This window comes from Nocardioides marmoriginsengisoli, assembly GCF_003725695.1.
Classification (GTDB): domain Bacteria; phylum Actinomycetota; class Actinomycetes; order Propionibacteriales; family Nocardioidaceae; genus Marmoricola; species Marmoricola marmoriginsengisoli.
Map to the genome: position 1 here is coordinate 396212 of NZ_RJSE01000003.1, position 12934 is coordinate 409145.

Genomic DNA, 12934 nt, shown 5'->3' on the forward strand with positions numbered 1-12934 from the left:
GGTCCTCAGACCTCGATGAGCTCGGCTTCCTTGTTCTTGAGCATCTCGTCGATCTCGTCGGTGTGCTTCTTGGTCAGCCCGTCGAGCCGCTTCTCCGCACCGGTGACGTCGTCCTTGCCGGCCTCGCCGTCCTTCTCGAGCTTCTCGAGGTCCTGCTTGGCGTTGCGGCGGATGTTGCGGACGCTGACCCTGCCGTCCTCGGCCTTGCCCTTGGCGATCTTGATGTACTCCTTGCGGCGCTCCTCGGTGAGCTCGGGGAAGACGCACCGGATGGACTTGCCGTCGTTGGACGGGTTCACGCCGAGGTCGGACTCGCGGATCGCCTTCTCGATGGCGGGCATCGCGGTCACGTCGAACGGCGCGATGATGATGATCCGGGCCTCCGGCGCCGTGAACGAGGCGAGCTGCTGGATCGGGGTCTGGGTGCCGTAGTACTCGGCCGTCAGCTTGGAGAACATGCTGGGCGCGGCACGGCCGGCCCGGATCGCCGCGAACTCCTCCCGGGTGGCGCCGACGGTCTTGCCCATCTTCTGGTCGGCCTCGTTGAGGATCTCGTTGATCACTGCTTCTCCTTCTCCGTGCCCGACGCCGAATGCGTCTTCGGGCTTCCTACCAGCGTGCCGATCTTCTCACCCTGCACGACCTTGAGGATGTTGCCTTCCGGCTCCATTCCGAACACGATCATCGGCAGGTCGTTCTCCATGCACATCGCGAACGCGGTCGCGTCGGCCACCTTCAGGCCCTTCTGCAGGACCTCCTGGAAGGTGACCTCGTCGTACTTGATCGCGGTCGGGTCCTGGCGCGGGTCGGCGGTGTACACCCCGTCGACGCCGTTCTTGCCCATCAGCACGACCTCGCACTTGGTCTCCAGCGCGCGCTGGGCGGCGACCGTGTCGGTCGAGAAGTACGGCATCCCGGCGCCGGCGCCGAAGATCACGACGCGGCCCTTCTCGAGGTGCCGGATGGCCCGGCGCGGGATGTACGGCTCCGCGACCTGACCCATCGTGATCGCGGTCTGGACCCGGGTCTCGATGCCCTCCTTCTCCAGGAAGTCCTGGAGGGCCAGGCAGTTCATCACGATGCCGAGCATGCCCATGTAGTCGGCGCGGGCCCGGTCCATGCCGCGCTGCTGCAGCTCGGCGCCACGGAAGAAGTTGCCGCCGCCGGTGACCACGGCGACCTCGAAGCCGGCCCGCTGCACAGAGGCGATCTCGCGCGCGATCCCGGCGACGACGTCGGGGTCGACACCGACCTTGCCGCCGCCGAAGACCTCGCCGGAGAGCTTGAGCAGCACCCGCTTGTACGTCATGACTTCTCCCTCGGCGTGGTCGGATTCGTTCGAACATGCGAGAAGGCCGGTCCGATGATGGTGGTGCTGCTCATCGGACCGGCCTCCTCGTCTTGGTCTGGCGCTCAGTATCCCTGATGGGAACCGTGCAGATCAGGCTCCCACTTCGAACCGGACGAACCGGGTCACGGTGATGCCGGCCTCGTCCAGGATCGCCTTGACCGACTTCTTGGAGTCGGTGACCGACGACTGGTCGAGCAGCGCGACGTCCTTGAAGAAGCCGTTCAGACGACCCTCGGCGATCTTCTCGATCGCGGCTTCGGGCTTGCCCTCCTCGCGAGCGATCGCAGCACCGATCTCCCGCTCCTTGGCGACGACGTCCGCGGGGACCTCGTCACGGGAGAGGTACGTCGGCTTCATCGCGGCCACCTGCATCGCGGCACCGCGAGCAGCGTCGGCGTTGTCGCCGTCGTACTCCACGAGGACGCCGACGGCGGGCGGCAGGTCGGCGGCACGCTTGTGCAGGTAGACCACGGACTGACCGCCGAAGTAGGCGACCTGGCCGAGCTCGATCTTCTCGCCGATGCTGATGGCGAGGTCGTTGACGACCTCGCCGACGGTCTTGCCGTCGAGCGCGACCGCCTTGAGGGCATCGGTGTCAGCAGCCTGGGCCGCGTTCGCGGCGTCCGCGATCTTGGCGGCAGCAGCGATGAACGCCTCGTTCTTGGCGACGAAGTCGGTCTCGCTCTTCAGCTCGACCAGCGCACCACCGGAGTGGGCGACCAGACCGGCGGTGGCCTCGCGCTCGGCACCGCGCTCGGCGGCCTTCTTGCCGAGCTTGATGCGGAGCAGCTCGCTGGCCTTGTCGAAGTCGCCGTCGGCTTCCTCGAGGGCCTTCTTGCAGTCCATCATCCCCGCGCCAGTCAGCTCGCGGAGCTTCTTGACGTCAGCAGCGGAAATCGCCACGCCTCAGGCCTCCTTCGTCTCGTCGGTCGCCTCGGCGGCCACGGAGGGCGCCTCGTCGGCAACGACCTCGGCGGCCGGAGCCTCGGCAGCGGAGACCTCGGCGGCGGGAGCCTCAGCAACGGGAGCCTCAGCAACGGGGGCCTCGGCAGCAGGAGCCTCAGCAACGGGGGCCTCAGCAGCGGCCTCGGCGGGCTTGTCACCCTCGAGCAGGTCGCGCTCCCAGTCTGCCAGCGGCTCGTCGGCACCGATCGGGGCGTCGCCCTCGGTCTTCGCGCCGGAGCGGGCGATCAGGCCCTCGGCGACGGCGTCGGCGACCACGCGGGTCAGCAGGCCGACCGCGCGGATCGCGTCGTCGTTGCCCGGGATCGGGTAGTCGACCAGGTCCGGGTCGCAGTTGGAGTCCAGGATCGCGATGATCGGGATCTTCAGCTTGCGCGCCTCGTCGACCGCGAGGTGCTCCTTGTTGGTGTCGACGATCCAGACGGCGGACGGGGTCCGGCCCATCTCGCGGATGCCGCCGAGGGTCTTGTCGAGCTTGACGTGCTCCCGCTTCATCTGCAGGAGCTCCTTCTTGGTGCGACCCGAGCCGGCGACGGTGTCGAAGTCGACGTCGTCGAGCTCCTTGAGCCGGCTGATCCGCTGGCTCATGGTCTGGAAGTTGGTGAGCATGCCGCCGAGCCAACGCTGGTTGACGTAGGGCATGCCGACGCGGGTGGCCTGCTCGGCGATCGCTTCCTGGGCCTGCTTCTTGGTGCCCACGAACATGATCGTGCCGCCCTTGGCCACGGTGTCCTTGATGAACGCGTAGCTGGTGTCGATGTACGACAGCGACTGCTGCAGGTCGATGATGTAGATGCCGTTGCGCTCGGTCATGATGAAGCGCTTCATCTTCGGGTTCCAGCGACGGGTCTGGTGCCCGAAGTGGACGCCGCTCTCGAGGAGCTGGCGCATGGTGACGACTGCCATTGTTCTGCTTCCTGTTGTGGACCGTGAGCATGCTGACGCACGCGGGTCCGATTTTCAGTTCGATGCAGGCACTGGGTGTTGCTGAGGCCTGCCCTGACGCCTGCGTGAGAACCTGACCTGAGCGACCGGGGTCGATCGGGACTGAAAGTCCTCACCCGCGGTGTTCCGGCTCCCAGGAAGCAGTGCTTCTGGAGGGCGGCACGGTTTGCGGGCGTGCGAAGTCAACCCGTACGGGTTGCTGAGCAGGATTCTAGCCGTGGCCCGGGCCGGTTGTCGAAACGCGTCCGGGGGCGCCGGCGACGCACAACCCAGGCAGCACCGGGGGTTTTCCACAGGACGAGGCGGCGCGCACCTCGGAGCGGGCCGTCCCGGACCACCCTGGGGCGATGTTCGCACTCCTCGCCTCCGTCCTGACCGCACTCGGCACCTGGCCGCTGGTCCCCCAGCCCGAGGTGGTCGCCCCGTTCGCTCCCCCGCTGCACGCCTGGTCGGCCGGGCACCGCGGCGTCGACCTGCTCGGCTCCCCCGGTCAGCCGGTGCGAGCCGCCCTCGGCGGGAGGGTCACCTTCGCCGGGACCATCGCCGGACGCGGGGTCGTCGTGGTCGGCCACGGCGCCCGGCGTACGACGTACGAGCCGGTGCGGGCGACCGCGGCCCGCGGTGCCGAGGTCGGCACGGGCGAGCAGCTCGGGACCCTGGAGCCCGGCGGAAGCCACTGCTTTCCGCGGACCTGCCTGCACTGGGGCCTGATCGAGCAGGACCCGGACGGGGGCGAGGTCTATCGGGACCCGCTGACGCTGCTCGGTCTCGGGCCGGTGCGGTTGCTCCCCCTGGAGTGAGCGCACCGGCCGCCCCGGCCAGGCGCTGGGGTGATCACGCCCGCGGGTGCGCCAGGTGGTACGCCTTCCGCAACCGGTCGGTGGTGACGTGGGTGTAGATCTGGGTCGTCGCCAGCGACGCGTGCCCGAGCATCTCCTGGACGGTGCGCAGGTCGGCCCCGCCCTCCAGCAGGTGGGTGGCAGCCGTGTGGCGCAGCCCGTGCGGCCCCAGGTCGGGGGCCCCGGGCACGTCCTCCAGGCGCCGGTGCACCATCGATCGTACGGCGCGCTGGTCGATCCGGCCCCCGCGAGCGCCGAGGAACAGAGCCGCTCCGCTGCCCGGCACGAACAGCACCGGCCTCGCCTCGGCCAGCCAGCGCCCCAGCGCCTGATCCGCGGGCAGCCCGTACGGGACGGTCCGCTCCTTGCGCCCCTTGCCGAAGACCCGGACCACCCGGCGGGACCGGTCGACGTCGTCGATGTCGAGAGTGCACACCTCGCCGACCCGGGCGCCGGTGGCGTAGAGCAGCTCCAGGATCGCCACGTCGCGGAGGCCGACCGGGCTGCCGTCGTCGGCTTGGGACGCGGCGGCGTCCAGCAGCGCTCGTGCCTGGGTGACGTCCAGAGCCGGCGGCAACGGCTTGTGCGCCTTCGGGCTCCCCAGCTGGGCTCCGGCGTCGGCGGTCGCGCGGCCGGTGCGCAGCGCCCAGGCGGTGAAGACCCGGACGGCGGTGGCGCGGCGCGCCATCGTGGTCCTGGCCTTGCCGAGCGTCTGCTGGTTGGCCAGCCAGCTGCGCAGCGTCCGGATGTCGAGGTCGTCGAGGCGGGTGCAGCCCAGCGCGGCCGCGTGCGTGAGCATCCCGGAGAGGTCGCCGAGGTAGGCGCGCACCGTGTGCGGCGTGAGGTCGCGCTCGGCGACCAGGTGCCGCTCGTACGCCGCCAGCGCGGTCGCGAACTCCTCCGGAAGGTCCTGCATCCCGCCACCCTACGGAGGCTCGAGCGCCATCCCGGGAAGACGCGGCGGGTACCGCGCGGACCGAAGTCGCCATCGTCCGCCCGCACGCTCGACGAACCCGGCCTCGTCGAGCCGCCCCAGGGCCTCTCGCACCACCGAGTCGGTCAGGCCCGCCGTGCGCGCGATGCTCCGCGACGACGCGCCGGCAGCGACCGGGACCGCGTCCAGGACCTGCCGCTGCAGGTGGGTCAGCCGGTCCCGGGCGTCCGCCGGCGCCTGTGCCGACGGCAGGGTGTGGGCGCCCGCCGCCGAGACCGCCTCGAGTACCTCGGCGCCCCGGGTGACCAGCAGGGCGTCCCGCGCGCGGATCAGCTGGTGCACGCCTTGCGAGGTCGCGCTGGTGACCGGGCCGGGCACGCCCATCAGCAGCCGGCTGAGACCGGACGCCCAGTTGGCGGTGTTCAGCGCTCCGCTGCGGACCGCCGCCTCCACGACCACGGTGCCGCGGGTCAGCGCCGCGATCAGCCGGTTGCGAGCCAGGAACCTGACCTTCATCGGCGCCCACCCCGGGGCCGCCTCCGAGACCACCAGACCGACGTCGGCCAGGTACCGCAGCAGCTCGGCGTGGGCAGCCGGGTAGGCCCGGTCGACGCCGCACGCCAGCACCGCGACCGACGGGCCGCGCACCGCGAGCGCGCCCCGGTGCGCCGCCTGGTCGATCCCGAAGGCCGCGCCCGAGACGACACCGACCTCCGCCTCGGCCAGCGCGGCACCGATCTCGCCGGCGACCCCGGTCCCGTAGGTCGTGGCCGAACGCGCGCCCACGACCGCCACCGAGCCCGCGCACGCCTCGTCGAGCCGGAGCGGCCCCCGGACCCAGAGCCCGATCGGGACGCCGCCGCGCTCGTGCAGGACCGGTCCGTTGCCCAGGTCGTCCAGCCCGACCGGCCACTCGTCGTCGAGCGGCGTGACGAACCGGATCCCGCGCCGGGTGGCCGCCGCGACGACGTCCTCGACGCGGGTCGAGCGCAGCCGCTCGGTCAGCGAGTCGCGCAGCTCGCCGTGCTCGTCCTGGTCCCGCAGGGCGGCCAGCACCCGGGACGCCCCGAGATCGGCGACCAGCCCGGTCAGCCGGGGATCGCCCGGCTCGCCGATCAGGCTGAGCAGCAGCCTGGCCTCGCGTTCCGCGGTGCTCATGCCGAGCGCAGCGAGGCCGGCGTGATCATCGCGTGCTCCAGGACCGACCCGCGACGCAGCCGCAACGCCACCTCCAGCTCGTCCGTCCCTGGTCGGTCGACGCCGCGCAGGTCCGCCACCGACCAGGCCACCCGATGGACCTTGGTCGCTCCCCGCCGGGTCAGCCTGCCGCCGTAGACCTCGCGGTCGAGCCGCTGGCTCGCCACCGGGGTCAGCGGCCAGTCGGCGCTCAGTGCCGGTCCGGGGGCGTGCGCGTTGAGCCGCCAGCCGGTGCCGGCGTACCGCTCCCGCTGTCGGTCTCGGGCCGCGGCAACCCGGGCCAGGACGACGGCCGAGGTCTCCGGCGCAGCGAACCGGTCTGCCAGCTCGTGGCGGCCGACCGGCTCGACGATCCGGGTGATGTCGATCCGGTCGGCGATCGGCCCGGAGATCTTGCGACGGTACTCGCGGCGCCGCACCTCCGAGCAGATGCACTGGTGGTCGCGGGATCTGGCCGAGTACTCGCCACAGGGACACGGATTGCAGGCCAGCACCAGCATCCCCGAGGCCGGGTAGGTGGCATCCTCGTCGCCCCGGGCGATGCTGATCTCGCCGCTCTCCAGCGGTTGCCGCAGCGCCTCGACGATGTCGGCGGGGAGCAGCGGGAACTCGTCCAGGAAGAGCACGCCGTGGGTCGCCTTGCTGACCTCACCGGGACGCACCCTGCCGGTCCCGCCGCCGAGGATCCCGGAACGGGACGCGGTGTGGTGGGGCGCGCGGAACGGCGGCCGGGTGAGCACGCCGCTCCCCGGCGGCAACCCGCCGCAGAGCGAGTGGATCGCCGTCAGCTCCAGGGACTCCTGGACGTCCAGGTCCGGCAGGATCGTCGGCAACCGCTCCGCGAGGGTGGTCTTGCCGGCCCCCTTGGCACCGGAGAGCAGCAGGTGGTGCGCCCCGACGGCGGCGACCTCCAGCGCGAACCTGGCATCCGCCATCCCGAGGACGTCGGCCAGGTCGATCGCCTCGTCACGCTCCTCGGCGCGACGCGGGAGCAACGGCTCGCCGGTCGGCGGCTCGACCGGCGGTGCGTCCGGGATCTCCTCACCGGCGAGCAGCGAGACCACCTGGCGCAACGAGCGGACGCCGTACACCTCGACACCCTCGACCAGGGCGGCCTCGCCCACCTGGGGCTCGGGCACGACCACCCGGGTGATCCCCCGGGCGGCCGCCGCCATCACCATCGGCAGCACCCCGGGCACGCACCGGACCCGGCCGTCGAGGCTCAGCTCTCCGATCAGCACCAGGTCGCGGAGCGACGCGGCATCGGGCTTGCCGACGTCCGCGGCCAGCACTCCGATCGCGATGGCGAGGTCGAAGTGCGGGCCGCGCTTCGGGAGGTCCGCCGGCGAGAGCAGGATCGTCGTGCGCCTGGTGGTCGGCCAGTGGAAGCCGCTGTTGTCCAGCGCCGACCGGCACCGCTCCCGGGCCTCGTTGATGGAAGCGTCCGGCCTGCCGACCAGGGCCGTGCTCGGGGTTCCCTGGCTGATGTCCACCTGGACGTCGACGACGTGGCCGACGGCGCCCTGGAGCGACACGGTGCGCGCGCTGGCGAACATCAGCTGATCCCGCGAACGTGCTCGACCTGGACCCGACCGCGGGCCGGCACCAGGACGCCGACCAGGTCCAGCCGGATCTCGTCGACGGTGACCGCGCGCTCCTCCACCCAGAGGGAGGCCAGCCGGTGCAGCCGCTCCACCTTGGCGGCCCGGACCGCGGCGAGCGGATGCCCGAAGGCAACTCCGCGCCGGGTCTTCACCTCGCAGACCACCAGCACGTCCCGATCGCGCAGGACCAGGTCGATCTCTCCGGCCCGGCACCGCCAGTTGCGGTCCAGGACCGTCATACCGAGTCCGGTCAGGTGCCGCGCGGCCACCCGTTCGCCGTACGCCCCGAGGGACTGCTGTGCTGTCGTCATCGTGTCGACCTCCTGGAGGGAGGCAACACGCGCCGCTGCGGCTGCCGCACCCGACGCCGCCCGGGCTGTGGAACCAGACCGTCGGAACCGGCCTGTGGGGCCGGATCAGGCGGGTGAGGTCAGCCGACCAGCTTCGGCGTCCCGCAGCTCGGGGTCCTCCTCGGCGTGTAGTTGGACCCGGCGACCGTGAGCCCGAGCGTGGTCTTGAGGGTGGTCGTCAACGCGTTCAGCAGGGGTGTGACGACGGTGGTCAGCAGTGGCGCGATCAGATTCGCGGTCACAGCGTTGGCGACCTGAGTCAAATTGACGAGCAGCTTGTTCACCAAGGGATAGCCGTTGCTGAAGGTTCCTTCCGTCACGATGTCGATCTTGGGATCCAGGTACCCCACCGAGAGATCGCCGCTCGGGCCAGCCTTGCCCTTGTCGTAGTCGCCCGGGATCGCAAGCGAGGCCGTCACCGACTTGTCGGCGGAAGGCACCGTCGTCAACTTCACGCTGAGCGTCGAGGTCACGGTCTCCGTCTTCCGCCCGATGCCCAGTACGCCTCCGTAGTGCCGGGTCTCCTTGATCATCAACGGAATGGTGACCGTGGCCGGCAGCAGCGAGGACTCCTCCCGGACCGACATCGAGGTCGGATTCGCACCGTCGCAAGCCAGGCTGAGCACCGTGCCCGAGGCGGAGGCGAGCGAGACATTGGCCTCCAGCTTCCCCAGCGTGACGACGGGCAGGTCGTAGGTGTCCCCGCCCAGGAGTGCTCCGAGCAGTCCCAGGACCCCGCTGAGGATCCCGTTCAGGGCATTCACCAGGTTCAGCACGCCGCCGGTCAAGCTGCCCGAGGCATTGAGGTCGGCGGTGGCCCTGAGGGACGTCTGCGCCATCGTCTTCTTGCCCTCGCCCAGGCACACGTTCATCGGCCGGCTCCCCACCGTCACGTCGAGTCCCAACCCGGTGAGGTTGCTGCTCGACGCCGTCAGGTGCAGCGGCGCGTTGCCGTTGGCCAGCTGGAGCGCGGCCGCGGCCAGGTCCAGGGCGTTCATGGTGGCGCCGAGCCCCGCGGTGACACCCTGGCTGATCCCGAGCAGAGTGCCGACGTTGACCGTCGTCCCGGGCGGCACGTGCAGTCCGATCTGCTGCTGCAGCGCCTGCGCCGCGACCGTCGCGCCCTGCGCGTTCAGTGCGGCGACCTGGGCGGCGATCACCTGCGCGGCGGTCACGTTCGCGGCGAGCACCTCGTCGAAACCGCCGACCCCGAGCTGGGTCTTCAGGATGTTCAGGAAGCTCAGCACCTCGATGTCGGCGTTGAGGATGCCGGAGCTGCTCAGCACCTGGGTGTCGATCGAGGTCCCGATGATCTTGGTGATCGGGCCGAGGACCGTGGAGTCACCGCTGTTGAGAGCGGCAGCGTACGAGTTCATGGTCATGCAAGCCTTGAGCTCGGCGTTCCCGATCGCCGAGCGGCAGACGCCCCCGGAACCCGGCATCAGCCGGAAGGACGCCGAGCCGGTCGCCGTCACCAGGACCGCGTTGGCGGACTTGTTCGCGGGCACGGCCTTGAAGTAGCTGTTGTACGGACTGCCGCTGCAGCCCAGCGACTGGTTCGAGACGAACGTCGCGTCCTCCTCGATGTAGCCCAGGAAGACCGCCATCTTCGGCACCTTGACCTGCTGGGCGTTGTACGACGCGGTCTCGGTCCCGCCCACGACACCGTTCGACCCGGCGGCGCTGCTCACGGCGTCGGCGACCGTCGGCGTCTGACCGATGCCGAGCTTCCGCCCCAGGTCCAGGGCAGCGGCGTCGGCGACTGCCTGCATGTCCCCGCGCGCCACCCGCTGCATGCCGATGTCGACGGCGAGACCCGCCAGCGGGATCATCACGACGCAGATGACCAGCGCCATCATCACCGCGACCGCTCCGGTCTCGCGGCGCCGGCGCTCGACCCACCGCATCAGCTCACCTGCACGACGGAGGTGAACCTCAGCTGCGTCGGCAGCGTGAAGCCGAGGCCGGGCACGGTCGGCAGCAGGCTGTGGTCACGGTAGGGGTAGCTCACCGTCACCGTGACGCAGGTGTGCGGGCTCGGGCACCCGGTCGTCGTCGGCGCCGAGACGACGCAGCTCAGGTGTCCGCTGGTGCAGCTCAGGCCGTAGCTCGAGAGGGCGTTCTCGATGGCCTTGTTGGCCGTGGCCGTGACACTCGACGTCGGCGCACCCACGGCTGCGCGGGCGCCCTCCGAGGCCGACTGCGACAGCGCCTGCCGGAAGCTGAACATGTACGCGTAGGCGATCGTGGCGAACACGAGCGGCAACACGATGAAGCAGATGCACAACGCAGTCTCGACGACCGCGGCGCCGCGGTCGTCTCGCTTCCTTGATCCCCACATCGACATGGAAGCCCCCTTCCGAAAAAGGAGACTATCTGCCTTAAGGGACGTTTGTCCCTTTTATCGGGATTGTTCTAGACCAGTGCGACTACGCCTTGGGAGGCTCGAAGTCGGACTTGTTGAGCTCCTCGACGTTCACGTCCTTGAACGTCAGGACCTTGACGTTCTTGGCGAACCGCGCGGGCCGGTACATGTCCCAGACCCAGGCGTCGGTCATCGAGACCTCGAAGAACACGTCCCCCGCCTCGGTCCGCGCCTTCACGTCGACCTGGTTGCACAGGTAGAAGCGCCGGTCGGTCTCCACGACGTACTTGAAGATCCCGACGACGTCGCGGTACTCCCGGTAGAGCGTCAGCTCCATCTCGGTCTCGTACTTCTCGAGATCCTCCGCGCTCATCGACTCTCCTCCAGGTCCAGCTCAAGTTGCGGTTCGAGGCTAAGCGGTACGTCGTCGACGAGCCCCGCGGCCCGCCGCACGTTCACGAACCTCATCCGATGGATCGGACACGGACCGTGCTCGGCCAGCGCCTCGGAGTGCTCGGCGGTGATGTACCCCTTGTGCGTGGCGAAATCGTAGTCCGGCCAGCGCTCGTGCTGCTGCATCATGATCCGGTCGCGCGTCACCTTCGCGATCACCGAGGCGGCGGAGATGCAGGCGGCCACCCGGTCGCCCTTCCACATCGCCAGGCCGGGGACCTCCAGGCCGTCGACCGGGAACCCGTCCGTGAGCACGTACGACGGCCGCAGCTCGAGTCGCGCCAGTGCGCGGCGCAGCGCCTCGACGTTGGCGACGTGCATCCCGAGCCGGTCGCACTCCTCCGAGTCGATCACCACGACCGACCAGGCCAGCGCCCGCTTCGTGACCTGGGCGTAGCAGCGCTCCCTGGCCTTCGCGGTGAGCAGCTTGGAGTCGTTCAGCTCCGGAACCTGTCCGGCCTTCCCCGCGGGCAGGATCGCCGCGGCGGCCACCAGCGGTCCCGCGCACGCACCGCGTCCGGCCTCGTCGACTCCCGCGACCGGGTCGAGCCCGGCCCGGCGCAGCGCGCGCTCGTAGCCGTACAGCCCGGCGTCGCGCCGGATCGTCGCACCACGCGGCAGGCCGGGAGACGTCGTCATCGCGCACCCCGCCTACGGGTTGGGGATGTCCTTGAAGGTCTCCGGCGTGTGGATCCGCTCGGCCCGCTTCCACGGCCAGATCAGCGCCCAGACCTTGCCGACGACCAGGTCGGTCGAGACCATCCCCCCACCGGGCTGGCCCAGGTGCAGGCGCGAGTCGGAGGAGTTGCTGCGGTTGTCGCCCATCACCCAGAGGTGCCCCTGGGTGACCCGGATGTCGAACTTGTCGTCGGAGGGCAGCACGTTCTTCGGCAGGTACGGCTCGTCGAGCGCCTTGCCGTTGACGGTGATCCGGCCCTTGGCGTCGCAGCAGACCACCCGGTCGCCGCCGATGCCGATCACCCGCTTCACCAGGTGACCGCCGGACGGGTAGAGCCCGATCGCCTCGAGCCCCTTGGTGAGCGGGTTGCTCGCCGTACGGGTCTCGCTCTCGTCGAGCCAGCCGCCCGGGTCCTTGAAGACGATGATGTCGCCGCGCTTCGGGTCCTTGCCGCCCCAGTACGAGACCTTCTGGACGAGGATCCGGTCGTTCTTGATGAAGAGCGGCTCCATCGACTCCGACGGGATGTAGAACGCCTGGACGAAGAAGTACTTGATGCCGATCGCGAGCACCAGGGCGATCGCGAGCAGCAGCAGGCTCTCCTGCCAGACCGGCAGCGGAGCCTTGCCCGAGTCCTTCTTCGACTTGTGCTTGGCCGTGCTGCCGGGCGCGTCGACAGACGCCGTGCCGGGCTCCGAAACGGCGCCCGGCTCCGAGGAAGGTTCAGTCACAAGCGGAGCCTAACGGTGAGTCCCAACGCACTCGGCCTTTCTGGGCGGTGCGGCGACTCAGGCCTCGCGGCGCTCCTTGATCTTCGCTGCCTTGCCGCGCAGGTTGCGCAGGTAGTACAGCTTGGCGCGACGGACGTCACCGCGGGTGACGACCTCGATCTGCTCGAAGATCGGGGAGTTGATCGGGAAGGTGCGCTCGACGCCGACACCGAAGGAGACCTTGCGGACGGTGAAGGTGCGGCCGACGCCGGAGCCCTGGACGCGGATGACGACGCCCTGGAAGACCTGGACGCGGGAGCGGTTGCCCTCGACGACCTTGACGTGGACCTTGACGGTGTCGCCGGCCCGGAAAGCCGGGACATCGGTGCGCAGGGTGGACGCGGCGAGCGCGTCGATGACGTTGGTCATGGTGTCTCCTCGCGATCGCCACAGGTCAGCCGCGGATAAGTGGTGGAACGTTACGGTGTCGGTCCCGTCCGGTGGCCGGTGCGCTGCGCCCCCTGTGGCAGGTGCTCACGCGGAT

The 12934-nt window shown here is 70.2% G+C and carries 15 protein-coding genes; 1 reads left to right on the plus strand and 14 read right to left on the minus strand.

What is annotated here, in order from left to right; genetic code table 11:
- Positions 1 to 5: 5 nt before the first annotated feature.
- From frr to rpsB, 4 genes are all read right to left on the minus strand, one after another.
- The gene (frr, locus tag EFK50_RS03875; RefSeq protein WP_221177290.1) at positions 6 to 560 is read right to left on the minus strand and encodes a ribosome recycling factor; all 555 of its coding nucleotides are present in this window, start codon (positions 558 to 560) and stop codon (positions 6 to 8) included.
- A complete protein-coding gene (pyrH, locus tag EFK50_RS03880) occupies positions 560 to 1309 on the minus strand; it encodes a UMP kinase (RefSeq protein WP_123226223.1) in 750 nt (249 codons plus the stop codon). The genes frr and pyrH overlap by 1 nt, the downstream gene beginning before the upstream one ends.
- Positions 1310 to 1441: 132 nt before the next feature.
- On the minus strand, positions 1442 to 2254 hold the full coding sequence (tsf, locus tag EFK50_RS03885) for a translation elongation factor Ts (protein WP_123226224.1): 813 nt from the start codon (positions 2252 to 2254) through the stop codon (positions 1442 to 1444).
- Positions 2255 to 2257: 3 nt separating this feature from the next.
- Complete coding sequence (rpsB, locus tag EFK50_RS03890) at positions 2258 to 3220, minus strand: 30S ribosomal protein S2 (RefSeq protein ID WP_123226225.1); 963 nt, start codon at positions 3218 to 3220, stop codon at positions 2258 to 2260.
- A 386-nt stretch (positions 3221 to 3606) separates the two neighbouring features.
- Here rpsB and EFK50_RS03895 point away from each other — a divergent pair, with 386 nt between their 5' ends.
- Entirely contained in the window at positions 3607 to 4059 is a 453-nt protein-coding gene (locus EFK50_RS03895; RefSeq protein ID WP_123226226.1) for a M23 family metallopeptidase, read from the plus strand.
- A gap of 34 nt (positions 4060 to 4093) precedes the next feature.
- Here the strand turns inward: EFK50_RS03895 and EFK50_RS03900 are convergent, their stop codons facing one another.
- From EFK50_RS03900 to rplS, 10 genes are all read right to left on the minus strand, one after another.
- Positions 4094 to 5014 carry a tyrosine recombinase XerC gene (locus EFK50_RS03900; RefSeq protein WP_123226227.1) on the minus strand — a complete coding sequence of 307 codons (921 nt, stop codon included), beginning with the start codon at positions 5012 to 5014 and terminating at the stop codon, positions 4094 to 4096.
- Between the two features lie 9 nt (positions 5015 to 5023).
- The gene (locus EFK50_RS03905; RefSeq protein ID WP_123226228.1) at positions 5024 to 6190 is read right to left on the minus strand and encodes a DNA-processing protein DprA; all 1167 of its coding nucleotides are present in this window, start codon (positions 6188 to 6190) and stop codon (positions 5024 to 5026) included.
- Positions 6187 to 7785 carry a YifB family Mg chelatase-like AAA ATPase gene (locus tag EFK50_RS03910; protein WP_123226229.1) on the minus strand — a complete coding sequence of 533 codons (1599 nt, stop codon included), beginning with the start codon at positions 7783 to 7785 and terminating at the stop codon, positions 6187 to 6189. The genes EFK50_RS03905 and EFK50_RS03910 overlap by 4 nt, the downstream gene beginning before the upstream one ends.
- Positions 7785 to 8144, minus strand: coding sequence for a YraN family protein (locus EFK50_RS03915; RefSeq protein ID WP_123226230.1), 360 nt, complete (start codon positions 8142 to 8144; stop codon positions 7785 to 7787). The genes EFK50_RS03910 and EFK50_RS03915 overlap by 1 nt, the downstream gene beginning before the upstream one ends.
- A gap of 119 nt (positions 8145 to 8263) precedes the next feature.
- A complete protein-coding gene (locus EFK50_RS03920; RefSeq protein WP_123226231.1) occupies positions 8264 to 10090 on the minus strand; it encodes a pilus assembly protein TadG-related protein in 1827 nt (608 codons plus the stop codon).
- Entirely contained in the window at positions 10090 to 10530 is a 441-nt protein-coding gene (locus EFK50_RS03925) for a TadE/TadG family type IV pilus assembly protein (protein WP_123226232.1), read from the minus strand. Before EFK50_RS03925 ends, EFK50_RS03920 begins: the two co-directional genes overlap by 1 nt.
- Before the next feature lie 82 nt (positions 10531 to 10612).
- Positions 10613 to 10921 (minus strand): DUF2469 domain-containing protein, encoded by a 309-nt coding sequence (locus tag EFK50_RS03930; RefSeq protein ID WP_123226233.1) that lies wholly within the window; start codon positions 10919 to 10921, stop codon positions 10613 to 10615.
- Positions 10918 to 11640 (minus strand): ribonuclease HII, encoded by a 723-nt coding sequence (locus EFK50_RS03935; protein ID WP_123226234.1) that lies wholly within the window; start codon positions 11638 to 11640, stop codon positions 10918 to 10920. Before EFK50_RS03935 ends, EFK50_RS03930 begins: the two co-directional genes overlap by 4 nt.
- 12 nt (positions 11641 to 11652) lie before the next feature.
- The gene (gene lepB, locus EFK50_RS03940) at positions 11653 to 12411 is read right to left on the minus strand and encodes a signal peptidase I (RefSeq protein ID WP_123226235.1); all 759 of its coding nucleotides are present in this window, start codon (positions 12409 to 12411) and stop codon (positions 11653 to 11655) included.
- A 57-nt stretch (positions 12412 to 12468) separates the two neighbouring features.
- Positions 12469 to 12819, minus strand: a complete 351-nt coding sequence (gene rplS, locus EFK50_RS03945) for a 50S ribosomal protein L19 (protein ID WP_123226236.1) — start codon at positions 12817 to 12819, stop codon at positions 12469 to 12471.
- Positions 12820 to 12934: the final 115 nt, after the last annotated feature.

Excerpts from the sequence above, each read along its gene's own strand:
- pyrH (WP_123226223.1), bottom strand. The coding sequence starts at position 1,309 with ATGACGTACAAGCGGGTGCTGCTCAAGCTCTCCGGCGAGGTCTTCGGC.
- EFK50_RS03935 (WP_123226234.1), bottom strand. The coding sequence starts at position 11,640 with ATGACGACGTCTCCCGGCCTGCCGCGTGGTGCGACGATCCGGCGCGAC.
- EFK50_RS03930 (WP_123226233.1), bottom strand. The coding sequence starts at position 10,921 with ATGAGCGCGGAGGATCTCGAGAAGTACGAGACCGAGATGGAGCTGACG.
- rplS (WP_123226236.1), bottom strand. The coding sequence starts at position 12,819 with ATGACCAACGTCATCGACGCGCTCGCCGCGTCCACCCTGCGCACCGAT.
- rpsB (WP_123226225.1), bottom strand. The coding sequence starts at position 3,220 with ATGGCAGTCGTCACCATGCGCCAGCTCCTCGAGAGCGGCGTCCACTTC.
- EFK50_RS03895 (WP_123226226.1), top strand. The coding sequence starts at position 3,607 with ATGTTCGCACTCCTCGCCTCCGTCCTGACCGCACTCGGCACCTGGCCG.
- EFK50_RS03920 (WP_123226231.1), bottom strand. The coding sequence starts at position 10,090 with ATGCGGTGGGTCGAGCGCCGGCGCCGCGAGACCGGAGCGGTCGCGGTG.
- EFK50_RS03900 (WP_123226227.1), bottom strand. The coding sequence starts at position 5,014 with ATGCAGGACCTTCCGGAGGAGTTCGCGACCGCGCTGGCGGCGTACGAG.
- EFK50_RS03905 (WP_123226228.1), bottom strand. The coding sequence starts at position 6,190 with ATGAGCACCGCGGAACGCGAGGCCAGGCTGCTGCTCAGCCTGATCGGC.
- EFK50_RS03925 (WP_123226232.1), bottom strand. The coding sequence starts at position 10,530 with ATGTCGATGTGGGGATCAAGGAAGCGAGACGACCGCGGCGCCGCGGTC.
- EFK50_RS03910 (WP_123226229.1), bottom strand. The coding sequence starts at position 7,785 with ATGTTCGCCAGCGCGCGCACCGTGTCGCTCCAGGGCGCCGTCGGCCAC.
- EFK50_RS03915 (WP_123226230.1), bottom strand. The coding sequence starts at position 8,144 with ATGACGACAGCACAGCAGTCCCTCGGGGCGTACGGCGAACGGGTGGCC.